Genomic DNA, 15,961 nt, shown 5'->3' on the forward strand with positions numbered 1-15,961 from the left:
TTTATTGTTGGTAACAGAGATAATATTAGCTGATGTAGCGGAGAAAAACATGGTTGCGATCGCCCCCACAGACACAGAAATCATCGTCATCGGCAGCGGAATAGGCGGCTTGACTTGCGCTGCAATGCTCGCCCGCTATGGCTTTGAGGTTGTGGTTTGCGAAAGCCATTCGATCGCGGGCGGGGCCGCACACGGTTTTGAACGCGACGGATTTAGCTTCGACTCCGGGCCCTCCCTATACTCAGGATTATCCTACAGCCCGTCTGCGAATCCGCTGCGGCAAGTTTTGGATGCGATCGGCGAAAAACTCCCCTGCATCACCTACGATACCTGGGGTTGCTGTTTGCCAGAAGGCGATTTCGACACATCCGTTGGTGCGAGTCAATTTGGCGAAGTGCTCGCACAACTGCGCGGCGCCGAAGCAGTCGCCGAATGGCGGCAACTCCAGCGCATCATGGAGCCCTACGCCAAAGCTGCCACAGCCTTGCCCTCCCTGGCTTTGCGCTTCGATTTGGGCGCTGTTTTTACCCTCGGCCAATTTGCGCCGGCTTTCCTGCAAAGTGCTGGCGAGGCGATCGCACTTGCAGGCCCTTTCAGCAAAATTATGGACAAAAATGTCAAAGATCCGTTTGTCCGAAATTGGCTGAATTTGTTGTGTTTCCTGCTGTCTGGACTTCCCGCCGACGGAACGATCGCAGCCGAAGTCGCTTTCATGTTCTCCGACTGGTATCGCCCCAATGCAGTTTTAGACTATCCGATCGGCGGTAGTGCAGCTTTGGTAAATGCCCTGGTACGCGGTTTAGAGCGCCACGGAGGGCAGTTGCTGCTCAATTCCCACGTTGCAGAAGTTTTGGTGGAAAACAACCGGGCTGCGGGCGTGCGGCTGCGATCGGGCAAAATTATTCGATCGCACAAAGCCGTCGTCTCCAACGCTTCCGTTTGGGATACGCTGAAACTGTTGCCTGAAACCTCTGTCCCGCAAAGGTTTCGGCAACAGCGGCAGGCGACGCCCGAGTGCGACAGCTTCATGCACCTGCATCTGGGAATTGATGCTGCCGGAGTGCGATCGGACTTGGCTTGTCACTACATCTTCGTCAAAGACTGGGAAATGGGCGTTTCCGCCCCTCAGAACGTCGTTCTCGTCTCGATTCCCTCCCTGCTCGACCCCGACCTCGCGCCTCCGGGAAAGCACGTTATTCACGCATATACCCCCGGAAACGAGCCTTACGATTTGTGGCAAAAGCTTGATCGCACCAGCGAAGACTACAAGCTGCAAAAACAAGCGCGCGCCGAGGTAATGTGGGAAGCGTTAGAGAGAATTATCCCCGATATTCGATCGCGCGCAGAAGTCACCTTAGTTGGGACACCCCTAACCCACGAACGGTTTTTGCGCCGCCATCGCGGTTCCTACGGGCCCGGAATTCGGGCGGGTAGCGGCTTGTTTCCCGGGCCGAAAACGCCTTTAGCGGGGCTGTTTTGCTGCGGAGATTCGACGTTTCCGGGAATTGGTTTGCCGGCTGTTGCTGCTAGCGGTGCGATCGCAGCCAATACGATCGCACCTTTGTACAAACATTTGCAATTGATTCGGGAAGTTATATCGATTCCGGTTGCACCGGAATGATGTTGACTGTTGACTGTTGACTGTTGACTGTGAACTCGAATTTACTATTCCGATGCTAACGGATTTGATATTATTAGTTAGTTGTGATTAGACATCTCCCATAATTATTGTGAAACAGCCACCGTGCCTGTTCAAAATCTGCTTTTTAGGAGATGTCTATTAGTTATTTGTTATTTGTTAACGAAATTATAGAAGCGCTTTCCTAGGGAAGGACGCGAAGCAAGAGTAAACAATAATTTCATATAGTTGGTAAAATGTGACCGATATCTGTCAGCATAGAAATAGATAGTTCGATCGCCCTGAGAATACCGTGCAACCCGTAGACTTTACAACTTTAACCGCCACTTGCAGCGAACTGCGAGCCCAATGGCTGCCAGCGCGCTTAGAACAAGTCTACCAGCGCGATCGCTTCACCGTGTCCCTGGCCTTCCGCACCATGAAAGGGCGCGGCTGGATAGACCTTTCCTGGCATCCTGTGGCCGCCCGCATCTGCGTCGGCGACCCCCCGCCCCGCGTTCCCGACACCTTCACCTTCAGCGAACAACTGCGGCACCAACTCAGCGGTTTAGCCTTAGTTTCCATCGCCCCTGTTTCATCCTGGGAAAGAGTCATAGACTTGCAATTCGCCAAACGCCCCGGAGAACCCGCCCTCTGGCACCTCTACGCCGAAATCATGGGCAAATATAGCAACGTCATCCTCACCGCCCAAGACAACCTCGTTGTCACGTGCGCCCACCAAGTCAGCGCCAAACAGTCCACCGTCCGTCCCATCCAAACCGGGCAACCCTACGAAATGCCCCCGTCTTTGACCGATGCAGTGCCGAGTCTGAGCGAATCTCAAAACCGCTGGCAATCACGAATTAGCCTGGTTCCTGGGCAATTAAAGGGCAATCTGTTGAAGAATTACCGAGGGACGAGTAAAGCCTTAGTTTTGTCAATGATTCGATCGGCTTCTTTAGACCCCGAACAATCCACCGACAGCCTCAATCCCGACCAATGGCAGCAACTATTCCAGCGCTGGCTATACTGGCTGCAATGCCTAGAAAACTCCAAATTTCAACCGAGTTTTACCCCCGAAGGCTACACAGTCATCGATTGGCCCGCACCAGATGCAAAAGAGGCAGAAACTGCAAACGAATCTAACTCCTCTGTTCCTTCTTCCTCCTCTTCTGTTCAAGAAATACTTAACAGCTACTACACAGGCGAAATCAATCAAGAAGTATTCGCCCAACTGCGGCATCAGCTTACCCAAAAACTCAACAACGTCCTGGCAAAACTGCGCCTCAAAGCCAACACATTTAAAGAACGCTTGCAGCAATCTGCAGATGCAGACACGCACAAATCCCAAGCCGACTTGCTGATGGCAAATTTGCAGCATTGGGAACCAGGAATGAAATCAATTTCTCTCCCCGACTTTGAAACCGAGAAACCAGTTATCATTGCCTTAAACCCGGAAAAAAACGCCGTTCAAAACGCTCAAGCCCTCTACAAAAAACACCAAAAACTTAAAAGAGCTCGCATTGCAGTAGAACCTTTGTTAGCCGCTGTACAGGAAGAAATCGACTATTTAGAACAAGTTGAAGTCGCACTTTCGGTATTGGAAACCTACCGCAACACCCAAGATTTGCAAACCCTCGCCGAAATCCGCGAAGAACTGATCCAGCAAAAATATCTAGATGTACCAGATTATCGCAGTACCGACAAAAATGCTGCGATCGAATTTCACCGCTACCAAACCCCCAGCGGCTTTGAATTATTAATCGGGCGCAACAATCGCCAAAACGACCAACTCACTTTTCGCACCGCTAACGACTACGACTTGTGGTTCCACACCCTAGAGATTCCCGGAAGCCACGCTTTGCTGCGTCTCAAACCCGGTACTGTGGCTGAAGAAACTGATTTGCAATTTGCCGCTGACATGACTGCTTACTACAGTCGCGCCCGCCACAGCGAACAAGTTCCTGTGGTTTATACAGAACCGAAATATGTATACAAGCCGAAAGGTGCGAAACCGGGTATGGTTGTATACAAGCAGGAGCGGATTGTCTGGGGTAGACCGCAGCAAGCTCCGGCTTGATTTATATAAAGTGAGTTAAAAGGTCGATCGGCAAGCGAAACTTCGTTTTTACCCCAAATAACCTCTTTAAAGCCGATAAACCTAGGCAGGAACCGGGTTTTTGAACCCAAGCTTCCTTATACAAAGTGACCGAGAGGGCGATCGTCCTTCAAAATTAAAATCCGTCTGTAATGTAAAGTTTTATTACAAAAAATTAAATTTTGTTGTTATAATACCACTTAAGAGAGATGATATTTCTTTTAGAACCCGGTGCAAAGAAACGTGCAACTTGGGTTTCCTCACTGTGAGAAAAACACTGTGGGAACACAACGGATTTAACTATTTGTGCAGACCAGCTTTTGCTAAAGCTGGTCGTTTTTGTTGAAACATTAAACCCAAGCTTGGACCATTTTAGATTTTAGATTTTAGATTTTAATCTAAAATCTAGGACTTACCCACGGGTGGTGAGAAACCGGGTTTTTATGGCGAAAATACTGTATCCCGACCTTTAAAACTGGTAAAAACCCGGTTTCTTTGGTATTTATGTGTCCAGGACTCAAATCTAAAATCTAAAATCTAAAATCCCTAAGGGTTGCTCCTAGAAAGTAAACGTCGTTCTGACAACCCCAATCACCAAATCAGAATTATTCTTATTGTGGTCAGGAGCAGTCAGCCAAATCAAACCAGGGGTAATAGCAATATTGTCGCTCAACTTAAACTGATAGAAACCTTCAACGTGCAGCGAAGTATCCTTATCTTCCGGCAAAGTCCGATTAGTAGAACTCGTTACCCGCGGCTCCATACCTACGACAATCCCCGCCACATTTCCTTCTTTCAACAAATCGGGAAAAGCCAAAGTAACGGCCCAGTTCCAGATTTTTTGATCGCCCCGCTGCACAGAACCCGTAGGAGTAGCCAAGTTGGATAAAATGCGCTGGTTGGTGTAACCCGCCCAACCGCCAATTGCAAATCTCCGATTCAACTGCCACGAAGCTTGCGCCCCGTAGGAATTGCTAGAAACTGGCAGAGTGGTATCGCTGTCGAACCCGAAGGAACCAAGACGCTGCGGAAAATTAGAAGCATTGCTGCCGGTATTGGTAATTAAGTTATAGGAATTAACGTAAGTTAAACCTAAAGCCATGCTGTCGTTCGGTGTAAAAGTCAACTGAGCCAAACCGCCGTAAGAACCATTAAACAAACCATTTCCCCGCGTCGGGTCCGCAGCATTGCCGGCCAAATACCCCAAACTAAGCTCTAATTTTTCCCCAAACTGATGCCGCAGAGCGATGCCAGAACCACCAAGCAAATAGTAAATTGGGTTGCGAGTACCGAAGTTAGAAAGAGCGCCGTAGCTGCCGTCTCCGTCAAAGTAAGGGTTGACAGTGTTGGTAAAATCGTCAGCAGCGCCGGCGTTGGCTTCGAGAAATACAGTAGTGCTTTTGCCGATAGGGAATTGGTAAAGCAGCGCATCTAAAGCTACTATATTGTTAGCCTCGCCAAAAGGCCCGACATTAAACCGCAATTCCCCTTCAGCAGTTTTCGTATTATTAGTAGAAAACGCACCCAGATTCAAAACTTGCAGTCGAGTTCTGAGCAAATCTTCTCCAGAAAAACTCGTGTCAAAATTAATCCGAACCCGGCTGCCAAAAGCCGTGGCTTTATCAGCTTCGTTACCTTCAGCATCATCTCCCCTGGCGATACCCGTCAAACCAAATATCACTTCGCCGTTGAGTTTAGTCGTAGTCGAAAACTGATTTGCTTCTAATTCAGAGGCGCGCGCTTCCAAAGCATCGACGCGGCCGCGCAAGGTTGCCAATTCCGCCGCAAATTCTTCTTGCAACCTTTGCACCGAAGCCAAATCTTCTCGCGTCGCCAGATTTCTGGAACCGCCTTGAATTAGCTCGCTAACTTTATCCAAACACGCATTTAAACCTGCTGCAAATTCGTAGCGAGTCATCGCCCGGTTGCCGCGAAAAGTGCCGTCAGGATAGCCAGCTATGCACCCGTAGCGCTCTACTAGGGATTGCAAAGCTTGGAACGCCCAATCGGTTGGTCGAACGTCGGAAAGTTGAGAAACTGAGGTTACTTGGCCGGCCGCATCTTCGCTGCTACTGTCTTCGGCGCTGTATTGGTTGATTTGTTCTAAAAGATTAGACTGTGCTTGAGGTTGGGCACTTGAATCAGTGGATTGGGAAATCTGCTCGGGCTGTGCGGCGGATTTTTCTGCGTTGAAATTAGCCAGTGGTGCGGGGGGTTGCGTTTCGCTTAAGTTTGCGGGCGCTACTGAGGGGATTTGCTCCGCGACAGGGTGTTCGGGACTTAAGTTTGCGGGCGCGACTGCGGGGATTTGCTCGGCGAGTGGTTGTTCGGGACTTAAATTTGCGGGTGCTACTGCGGGTTTGGTTTCGCTTAAATCTGCTGCTGCAACTTCCGGTGCTTTTGCTTGTTCGGCAACTGGGGCGATCAAATCGTTAGTGAAGCCCTCGTAGAGGTTCGCAATTTCTTTCTCAATAGTTTCAACAGTTGATTTGCTAGCTAGTGAGGCTGGTTCGGCTGTCTCAGGCTTTGCCGTCTCAGACTTGGCTGCCTCGGTTGCAGCACCTGCTAATTGCAATTTCTCAGCTTGAGCTGCCGTGGCAATTTCTACAGGTTGCTCTGCTAGCGCCGTCGAAGATATGACTAAACTTGCTGCCAATACACCCGGACTAACTAAAAGTCCTTTCCACAAAAATTTGGACATTTTTTCCTCACACCACATTAGGGTCGATCGCCGGTTCCGAAGATTTAGGCGCTCGCAAATCACCTTTAGTATTCCGCCTAATAGTATTTCTTGTCAACAATCGCGGAAATCACTGCCGGAGAGTGCAGTTTGGCTGTGGCTGATTTGACAAAAACTCCGTTTATTCCCAAAATCCTTGGTTTGAGCTAAATACCTAAATAGAAACCTGGTTGATGGCGGGATATTGCGTCAGTTATCCCTCAGTAAGACTAATATTGACAGCACTGGCGCTAACAAATCGTTTGATCGGCTACAAATACAAGTGAAAAAACTCAAATACGCCCTAGTTCACGAATGGTTGACGCCCTTAGCTACTGGCGGTTCAGAACTGGTAGTACAGGAAATCCTCAAACACGTAGACGAGGCCGATGTCTATGCCCTCATCGACTTTGAATCGGCCAATCCCGAAAGCTATCTTTTCGGGCGACAGATTGGCACAACATTTTTGCAGCACTTTCCCGGAGCCCGCAGCGGTGTCCAAAAATATTTGCCATTTCTGCCGATCGCGATCGAACAACTAGATCTGCGAGAATACGACATCATCCTCTCATCGTCCCACGCCGTCGCTAAAGGCATCCTCACCCGTCCCCAGCAACTGCACCTCTGCTACTGCCACACGCCCATGCGCTACGCTTGGGACTTAACTTTTGACTATTTGCGTAGCAGCAAAGCCGGACGGGGCATCCAGGGTCTGCTGACGCGATATTTATTGCATCGACTGCGGCAGTGGGACGTAATTGCCGCCAATCGCGTTGATTATTTCATCGCTAACTCTCAACACACCGCGCGCCGAATTTGGCGGTGCTATCGGCGGCGGGCCCAGGTGATTTATCCGCCGGTCAACATCGAGCGATTTTCCTTGATGCGGCAAAAACAAGACTTTTACGTCACAGTTTGTCGGTTGGTAAGTTACAAAAACGTAAGTGCGATCGTCCAAGCATTCAATCAACTCGGGCATACTCTCATTGTCATCGGCACCGGGCCAGAATTAGAAATGATTCGGCGAATCGCCAAACCCAACGTGCAAGTGCTCGGCTGGCAGCCCGCCTCCATAGTTGAAAAGTACATTGCAGAGGCGAAAGCCTTTGTCTATGCAGCTTGCGAAGATTTTGGCATAGCTTTGGTAGAGGCTCAAGCTTGCGGAACGCCGGTAATTTCCTATGCAGCAGGGGGCGCTTTGGAGACAGTGCTCGACATTCGCCAACACCCAGAGACAGGGACTGGTTTATTTTTTTCCTCGCAAACCGCAGCAGCATTAGTCCAAGCTGTCGAGGAATTTGAGCAGTTGCAAGGCAAATTTCGGCCAGAAATCTGCAGGTTGCGCGCTGAACAGTTTGCCCCCGAAGTTTTTGGGCAGCGCTATCTAGCTTTTGTGGAACGCTGCTATCAGGAATTTCACTCGCGTGATTTTACCGAGTCTGGGGCTGGATAGTACCAGAGCCCCATAGCGGGACAATCTCCCTTCTGCCTTTGTATAAGTGCCTTCAGAAGACCTCTGGATAAGTGCCTTGTGCCTTCTTCCTTCTGCCTTGAGAAGCCCTCTTCCTTCTTCCTTGTGCCTTTTGAAGCCTTCGGAAAGCAGAAAATTGAGTATTGGAAACATAATTCAGAGAACAAAGCGTCTTGAGGCTTTATGATCAGGACTGTGTGTGGTGTGAAGTGAAGGAGTAAGATGACTGCCGACAGCCAACTAATCTCCGGCAAGGTAATTCGAGCGATCGCAAGACGCGGTTTTGGGTCTGTCCTGCAAGGAGATAGACGCATAAGTCGTTCTCTACAGAACCTCGACGGAGAACTTTTCAAGCGGTTATTTGACATCCTGTTTTCCTTATCGGTTCTGATCCTGTTTGCTCCGGTTTACCTGCTTTTGGCTTTCTTAATCGCCTTAAGCTCGCCCGGCCCTATTTTTTACGTACAGGAACGAGTAGGCAAAAACCGTAAAAGGTTTTATTGCCTTAAATTCAGAACGATGGTGGAAAATGCGGACGATATATTGCTAGAAATCATGGAAAATTCTCCGCATTTGCGTCAAGAGTTTGAGGACAATTTCAAGCTGAAACAAGACCCTCGAATTACCTGGATTGGAAGATTTTTACGAATGACCAGTTTAGACGAGTTTCCCCAGTTTTGGAATGTTTTAAAAGGAGATATGAGTGTCGTCGGGCCGAGACCTTTAGTTGAAGAAGAACTGCCGAGATACGGCCGTCACATCAACAAAATTCTCACCATAAGACCTGGAATTACAGGCTTGTGGCAAGTATCTGGTCGCAACGACATTCCCTATCCCCGCCGAGTCCAAATCGACCTCTATTACGCAAATGACAAAAACCTTTGGATGGATATGTGGATTGTTTTCAAAACAATAGGAGTTGTGATTTTTCCCAAAAATAACGGCGCATATTAATTTTTGTCCGCAGTCAGCCATCGGTAGTTAGTTTTATTTGTTACTGACCACTGATGCTGACTACTGACAATCAGCGACAAACTCTTGGTCAAAACTAAACAGTTCCTGGATGCCGATCGCAGAATTGTGAGCTTAACTAAAGGGGCAAATACTTAAATAAACCTACCTCTTATTCATCTAGAAAGATCAGTTCTTCTAGATAGACTACTTTAGGTTTAGGTGTTAAACTTAACTCTATAACCTTTGGCTTAAGGGGGATAGCCTACTTATCTTGGGATAGCCCACTACCCAACAGCGTAGGAAGTAAACTTCAAGTGGCTTTAGGTAACTAAAGTTAAGTTTGAGTAAGTTTTATAAAGCAGTTAACGTAGAGTTTGAGAATACGGCCGGCAGGGAGCAACAGCCTCTGCCAAAAAGTTTATTGTGAATTAACACAGCCTGTCAAAGGAAAATCAGATGACGCAACGTAAGCGAGCGCTAATAACAGGTATTACAGGTCAAGACGGCTCCTACTTGAGCGAATTACTGTTAGAGAAAGGATATGAAGTTCACGGCATTATCCGGCGCAGTTCGAGTTTCAATACCGATCGAATTGACCACATCTATGTCGATCCTCACAGCGAGGGTGCGCGCCTGTTTCTACACTACGGCGACTTGACGGACGGCACCACTCTCCGCCGGATATTGGAAGAAGTTCAGCCGGTAGAAATTTATAACTTAGGCGCTCAATCTCACGTTCGAGTCAGTTTTGACTCGCCGGAATATACGGTTGACACAGTAGGGATGGGAGTATTGCGCCTGCTAGAAGCAATTCGGGACTATCAGCACCGCACCGGCATAGAAGTACGGTTCTATCAAGCAGGTTCTTCGGAAATGTTTGGTTTGGTACAGGAAGTTCCGCAAAAGGAAACAACTCCTTTTTATCCCAGAAGTCCTTACGCCTGCGCCAAAGTTTACGGGCACTGGCAAACAATAAATTATCGCGAATCTTACGGACTTTTTGCCTGCAACGGCATCTTGTTCAATCACGAATCTCCCCGCCGTGGCGAAACTTTTGTAACTCGCAAAATTACTCGCGCCGTTGCCCGAATAGTCGCCGGCAAGCAGAAAAAGATTTACTTGGGCAATCTCGATTCTAAGCGGGACTGGGGCTATGCTAAAGACTACGTGCGGGCGATGTGGCTGATGCTGCAACAAGACAAGCCTGACGATTATGTCATTGCTACCAACGAGACCCATTCCATTAAGGAATTTCTCGATTTGGCTTTTACTTACGTCAATTTAGATTGGCAAAAATATGTGGAGTTTGACGAACGCTACTTGCGGCCGGCAGAAGTCGAACTGTTGATAGGCGATGCGACTAAGGCGCGCCAGCAATTAAATTGGGAACCTTCTGTAACTTTTCAGGAGTTAGTACATTTAATGGTAGATGCTGACATGAAAGCTTTAGACCAGCAAGGTCGAGGTTCGGGCAACGGATTTGATTAAGTCGCTAAATTAAGCCGTCAGCGCGAACAATTTGTAGGGGTAGGGCCCCGTGTCTACCCCTTTGGCGAAAGGCGCGCACCGGGGAATAGCCCCTGCAAACACTTCACCACTGATCAGAGGATTGTCACAGCTATTAGCACGATCGCCATTCCAAGAAGCAGCTTAATTGGTCGCAAAATTTTCGGCTGTGCGGGCTAAAAAAAACATTAAAATGATAGTTGAGGAGTCGCGCCCCCTATATCTAACTTTCGGGTGTGCACGGAGCAAATTGTCCCGATATGCAGCAGCTAAAATAAATTTCTGGACAGCCTCATCCTGTAGCTGAAAGCTTTTTTTGCTAAAGCAACAATTTTAGAATTGAAATTGTCGATCGCCCCTTATTCAAAATCCCGAGGCTAAAATTATGACAAGCTTGGATTTAAGCAGCAAACGCATTCTAGTCACTGGCGGCGCCGGTTTCTTGGGCCGTCAGGTAATCGACCAGCTAGTGAAAGCAGGGGCCGATGCTGATAAAATTTCGGTAACTCGATCGCGCGAGTGCGACCTCCGCGTTATGGAAAACTGTAAGCGCGCCGCCGACACACAAGATATCATCATTCACCTCGCCGCCCACGTGGGCGGTATCGGCTTAAACCTAGTCAAACCCGCTGAATTATTTTACGATAATTTGATGATGGGCGCGCAACTAATCCACGCCGCCTACGAAGCAGGAGTCGAAAAATTTGTCTGCGTCGGCACTATTTGCGCTTATCCCAATTTAACCCCAGTTCCTTTCAAAGAAGACGACCTCTGGAACGGCTATCCAGAGGTAACTAACGCACCTTACGGAATTGCCAAAAAAGCCTTATTAGTGCAACTGCAATCCTACCGCCAGCAGTACGGATTCAACGGTATCTACTTGCTACCAGTTAATCTGTACGGCCCGGAAGATAACTTTGACCCGAAAAGTTCCCACGTCATCCCCGCATTAATTCGCAAAGTCCACGAAGCCCAAGAAAGGGGAGACAAAACACTGCCAGTTTGGGGCGACGGCAGCCCTAGCCGCGAGTTTTTGTATTCCACAGATGCCGCGCGGGGAATTGTGATGGCGGCTCAATCTTACAGTGAATCTGACCCGGTTAATTTGGGAACGAATAGCGAAGTTAAAATTCGCGAGTTAGTGGAAACGATTTGCGAATTGATGGGATTTGAGGGAGAAATTGTCTGGGAAACAGACAAACCGAACGGTCAGCCGCGCCGCTGTTTGGATACCCAAAGGGCTAAGGAAAAGTTTGGTTTTGTGGCGGAGGTGAAGTTTAAGGAAGGATTGAAAAATACGATTGATTGGTATCGAAAACACGCAATTTGAGTGTGAAAAACCCGGTTTCTTGAAGAAACCGGGTTTTTTTAGGAAAGGTGGTGAATAGAAGTAAATCAGCAGAAAGAAGTTTTTAGTTAAGCTGGCTCTTCCTTGCTTAGTGTGCCAAAGGATTAGTTTAAGTAGTTAAAACTCAAGCTATGTATGAATCGAAGGGAAAAATGGCTCCAAATTAACTAAAGTAAGACCGGAAACCCTTGCTGTGTAAAAATTTATGCCATTAATTTCAGATAAATTAGCACACTAAGTACGGAAGACCCAGCATATTTAGCCTTTCATACTGTCAATCAGCAACGCCGAATAAGAATGGAGGGGCGGGTTTTACAAACCATCTGTGGGTAAGACCAACAATATAGTAAAGCTGCCCCCACGATAGCGGTAAATCGCAATTGCTTTCGATCGATAAAAAAGCCGATCGCAATTTCTGTCAATCTGCGTTTTGGGCGATCGACTACCTCTAAAGGAATATTATAAAAAACATTTTTGACAATATATTAAAATTTATTATACTACTTGTCAGGTGCGGAGCGTAAATAGTCTCTCACTCCCTATACAAAATCAAGCCTGACGGAAAACAATTTAGTCACTAGCCCCGCGATTCATTCCTTTGCAGGCTGACTGACGGTGTAAACTTTCCAATCTAAAATCTAAAATCTAAAATCTAAAATCAAATGACAGCCGACAAACCCGGATTCAGCATTAGCGCGACCGCCATTCGGCGCCACATCGGCACCCTCATGCTGACACTTGCTATTATAATCGTGGGCTTTTTTTACATCACCCAACTGCCCGTTGACTTGCTACCCTCCATCACCTATCCCCGCATCGGCGTGCGCTTAAACGCCCCGGGAGTCTCCCCAGAAGTAGCAATAGACGAAGTTACCCGCCCCCTCGAACAAGGACTTTCCGCCACTGAAGGCGTCATGCAAGTTTTCTCCCGCACTCGCGAAGGACAAGTCAGCGTCGATTTATTCTTCAAACCCGGGGGAAACATCGACCAGGCCCTCAACGACGCGACAGCCGCTGTCAACCGCATCCGCAACCGACTTCCCGATACAGTTGAATCGCCCACTCTCTTCAAAGTTGACCCTTCCCAGCAGCCGATTTACGAATTTGCCCTCACTTCCAACTCCTTGCAAGGAGTTGATTTGCGCGTATTTGCCGATGAAGAATTATCCAGAGAACTAAACGTAATTCCTGGAATAGCAGCAATTGACGTTGCCGGCGGCGTGCAAGAAGAAATTCAAGTAAATATTGACTTAAATCGCTTGCAATCTTTAGGCGTCAGTATTTCCGACGTTTTATCAGCCCTCGAATCCCGCAACCTCGACACTTCCGGCGGGCGGCTGCGGCAAGAAGCAGCGGAACCTTTAACCCGTACCGTCGGGCGATTTAAGAACGCCAAAGAAATTCAGGCAATTTCTTTTCAAGCATCGGGTTCCAATCCGCCAAAACGAGTGTTTTTGCGAGATTTTGCTCAGGTAATTGACGGTACAGAAGAAGAGCGAGTTAAAGTATTTCTCAATCAGAAAGCAGCCGTAAAAATTAGCATTCAAAAGCAGCCTGACGCCAATACAATCTCAGTTGTAGACGGCATCAAAAAGCGGCTAGAAGAATTAAAAGCATCCGGGGCAATTCCCGAAGGTACTACTATCGTCAATACCTTCGACGAGTCTAAGTTTATCCGCGATTCTATTAGCAACGTCCTATTTTCTGGTTTAACCGGGGCTGTTTTAGCGGGGGCAGCAGTTTTGCTGTTCCTCGCTTCCCTGCGCCAAACTTTGATTATTGTCCTGGCAATTCCCCTCGCCACTTTAATGGCGATTATTCTGATGGGAGTTTTTGGCCTATCTCTGAACGTTTTCAGTTTGGGCGGTTTGGCGCTGGGCGTGGGAATTGTGGTCGATAACTCGATCGTGATGCTGGAGAATATTGTCGAAGGAACCAGCAATAAAAAAAACGCCAACGGTCAGCGCTTCAGTAACAAGCAGTTGATCCAGCAAGCAGAAAAAAGCAGCCAAGAATTAGAATCAGCTTTATTTGCTTCCACGCTCACTAACTTAGTTGCCGTACTGCCATTTTTGCTAATAGGCGGCTTAGTTTCCTTACTTTTCAACGAATTAATTCTCACCATCACCTTTTCCGTCGCCGCCTCTCTGATTGTCGGATTGACAGTTGTACCGATGATGGCTTCTCGACTGCTAGCGCTGCGGGTATCCAGCGGTTTGAGCAACTTTTGGCCGCTGCGCGCATTCGATCGAGCTTTTACCAATGCTACCGCAGGCTATGGGAAATTTTTATCGGGAGTAGTGCGGTGGCGGTTGATTATCATTGCAGTAGCGATTATTGGATTGGGCGGCGGCAGTTGGCTGATGGCTGGTCAAATTCCCCAGGAAATATTGCCCAGAATTAATACCGGTCAAGCGAGATTGTTTGCTTTGTTTCCGGCCGGCACCAATTTGGCCACCAACCAAAAAATCATGGCAGAAGCTGATAAAATTATCCTCAGCCAACCAGAAACTCAATACACTTTGACGACAGTGGGCGGGCTGTTGTTCGGTAACAATACGATTGAGAATGTGCTGCGCGGCGGCTGCAACATTACGCTAAAACCTGGCACCAATACATTGGATTTTGTGCAGCGAGTTACGAAAGAATTGAATAAAAAAATTGATTTGCCCAAAAATACTCGTTTGCGCCTGATTCCAGAAAATGTGCGGGGTTTGGTTTTAACTAATTCGCCAGTGCGCGGCGCTGAAGTTGATGTCCTGCTTCAGGGCGAAAACGAACAAATATTGCAGCAAGCCGGCCGCGAGATATTGGCAACTTTGGATGAGAAGGTAAAGTTAGCTACTTTCCGCCCGGATGGAGACCCGCAGCAAACGGAAGTGCAGATTCGCCCCAACTGGGAACAAGCAGAAATCTACGGGTTGAATGCGAGGCAAATTGGAGAGGCGATTCAGACAGCAATTCAAGGTTCTGTTCCCACGCAATTACAGCGGGGAAACCGTTTGGTTGATGTGCGGGTACAATTCGATCGTGCTGCTGTTCAATCGATTTCCGCACTAAAATTTATTCCTTTAACTGCTAGGGATAACAGCATTATCCGCTTGAGCGATGTGGCGAATATTGAACTGGGAAAAGCGCCTGGGGAAATTCAAAGGCTTAACCAGCGCCAAGTTTTCATGATTGCTGGGAATGTTAATAAGGGCGCGAGTTTGGGCGATGCTTTGAAACAAGTGGATGAAGTTTTGTCGGAAATCAAATTGCCGCAGGGAGTACGAGTTATACCGAGTGCTGCTGCGGAAACTAACCGGGAATTGCAAAGTTCGCTGATTGTTTTGGGTTCTTTGGCGGCGTTTTTAGTATTTGTGGTGATGGCGGTGCAGTACAATTCGCTTGTCGATCCGCTGGTGATTATGTTAACGGTGCCGCTGGCTTTGGCTGGGGGGATTTTCGGGTTGTATGCGACTAAAACTGCGATCGGCGCAACGGTGATTGTGGGGGCGATTTTGCTGGTGGGAATTGTGGTGAATAATGCGATTATTATGGTGGAGTTGGCGAACCAAATTCTGGAAGATGAAAAGGTCGATCGCACCACAGCAATTCTCAAAGCGGCACCTCAGCGCTTGCGTCCGATTTTGATGACAACTATTACTACAGTTTTGGGTTTATTTCCCCTAGCTTTGGGAATTGGAGACGGTTCGGAATTCTTGCAACCTTTGGGGGTTGTGGTGTTTTCCGGTTTGTCGCTGGCGACGCTGCTGACGCTGTTTATTATTCCGTGTTTCTATATTTTGCTGCACGACTTCTTTGGGATTTTTGCAGCGAAGAAGAAACCGCAGGCGGTTGCTATTCCTGTGCAGAAGGCGGGGAGAAAGACTCCGAATTTGTAAAATGTAGCGTCAGCTTTTTACGCACTTCGACGCAATCCTGCAGGGCTTTAAACCCCTGCCTCAAAGCAAAAGTAAGTTAAAACTGAGATGTTCCACCATTCTCAAGAACAGGCAAGATGCCTGTTCCACAATAAAATTGATCTCTTGTGGAACAGGCATCTTGCCTGTTCCTAAACAAGTAATTGATATTGGTGCAATATCTCACTTAAAACCGACTGTAGATTTTGAGGAAAAATACGATCTATTTCAGTCCTCTTTCAGAGGACTTTCGCTATGAGACAGGGAATTCATTCCCTGTCGGAGTGTCGGATTTACCCACAATACCGCTACTGCATTTGATGTAAAGTTGACGCCGCAAGA

At 47.9% G+C, this 15,961-nt stretch carries 8 protein-coding genes; 7 read left to right on the plus strand and 1 reads right to left on the minus strand.

Going from position 1 to position 15,961, the window contains the following annotated elements:
• Window positions 1–49: 49 nt before the first annotated feature.
• Both D0A37_RS24180 and D0A37_RS24185 read left to right on the plus strand, forming a co-directional pair.
• Window positions 50–1,621 carry a phytoene desaturase family protein gene (locus D0A37_RS24180; protein WP_242725730.1) on the plus strand — a complete coding sequence of 524 codons (1,572 nt, stop codon included), beginning with the start codon at window positions 50–52 and terminating at the stop codon, window positions 1,619–1,621.
• Window positions 1,622–1,931: 310 nt separating this feature from the next.
• Window positions 1,932–3,698: an Rqc2 family fibronectin-binding protein gene (locus tag D0A37_RS24185; RefSeq protein ID WP_242718258.1), complete on the plus strand. Its 1,767-nt coding sequence runs from the start codon at window positions 1,932–1,934 to the stop codon at window positions 3,696–3,698.
• 577 nt (window positions 3,699–4,275) lie between these two features.
• Here the strand turns inward: D0A37_RS24185 and D0A37_RS24190 are convergent.
• The gene (locus D0A37_RS24190) at window positions 4,276–6,417 is read right to left on the minus strand and encodes an iron uptake porin (RefSeq protein ID WP_242718260.1); all 2,142 of its coding nucleotides are present in this window, start codon (window positions 6,415–6,417) and stop codon (window positions 4,276–4,278) included.
• 301 nt (window positions 6,418–6,718) lie between these two features.
• Between D0A37_RS24190 and D0A37_RS24195 the strand changes: the two genes are divergently transcribed.
• The 5 genes from D0A37_RS24195 (at window position 6,719) to D0A37_RS24215 (ending at window position 15,601) form a co-directional block, all read left to right on the plus strand.
• On the plus strand, window positions 6,719–7,888 hold the full coding sequence (locus tag D0A37_RS24195; RefSeq protein ID WP_242718261.1) for a glycosyltransferase: 1,170 nt from the start codon (window positions 6,719–6,721) through the stop codon (window positions 7,886–7,888).
• Between the two features lie 240 nt (window positions 7,889–8,128).
• Window positions 8,129–8,860: an undecaprenyl-phosphate galactose phosphotransferase family protein gene (locus D0A37_RS24200; RefSeq protein WP_006631924.1), complete on the plus strand. Its 732-nt coding sequence runs from the start codon at window positions 8,129–8,131 to the stop codon at window positions 8,858–8,860.
• A gap of 456 nt (window positions 8,861–9,316) precedes the next feature.
• Window positions 9,317–10,348 (plus strand): GDP-mannose 4,6-dehydratase, encoded by a 1,032-nt coding sequence (gmd, locus tag D0A37_RS24205; protein WP_242718263.1) that lies wholly within the window; start codon window positions 9,317–9,319, stop codon window positions 10,346–10,348.
• Between the two features lie 403 nt (window positions 10,349–10,751).
• Window positions 10,752–11,696: a GDP-L-fucose synthase family protein gene (locus D0A37_RS24210; protein WP_242718265.1), complete on the plus strand. Its 945-nt coding sequence runs from the start codon at window positions 10,752–10,754 to the stop codon at window positions 11,694–11,696.
• 680 nt (window positions 11,697–12,376) lie between these two features.
• Window positions 12,377–15,601 (plus strand): efflux RND transporter permease subunit, encoded by a 3,225-nt coding sequence (locus D0A37_RS24215; protein WP_242718267.1) that lies wholly within the window; start codon window positions 12,377–12,379, stop codon window positions 15,599–15,601.
• The last annotated feature ends 360 nt before the right edge of the window (window positions 15,602–15,961 follow it).

Origin of the sequence: Microcoleus vaginatus HSN003, assembly GCF_022701255.1 — a bacterium.
Taxonomy (GTDB): Bacteria; Cyanobacteriota; Cyanobacteriia; order Cyanobacteriales; family Microcoleaceae; genus Microcoleus; species Microcoleus vaginatus_B.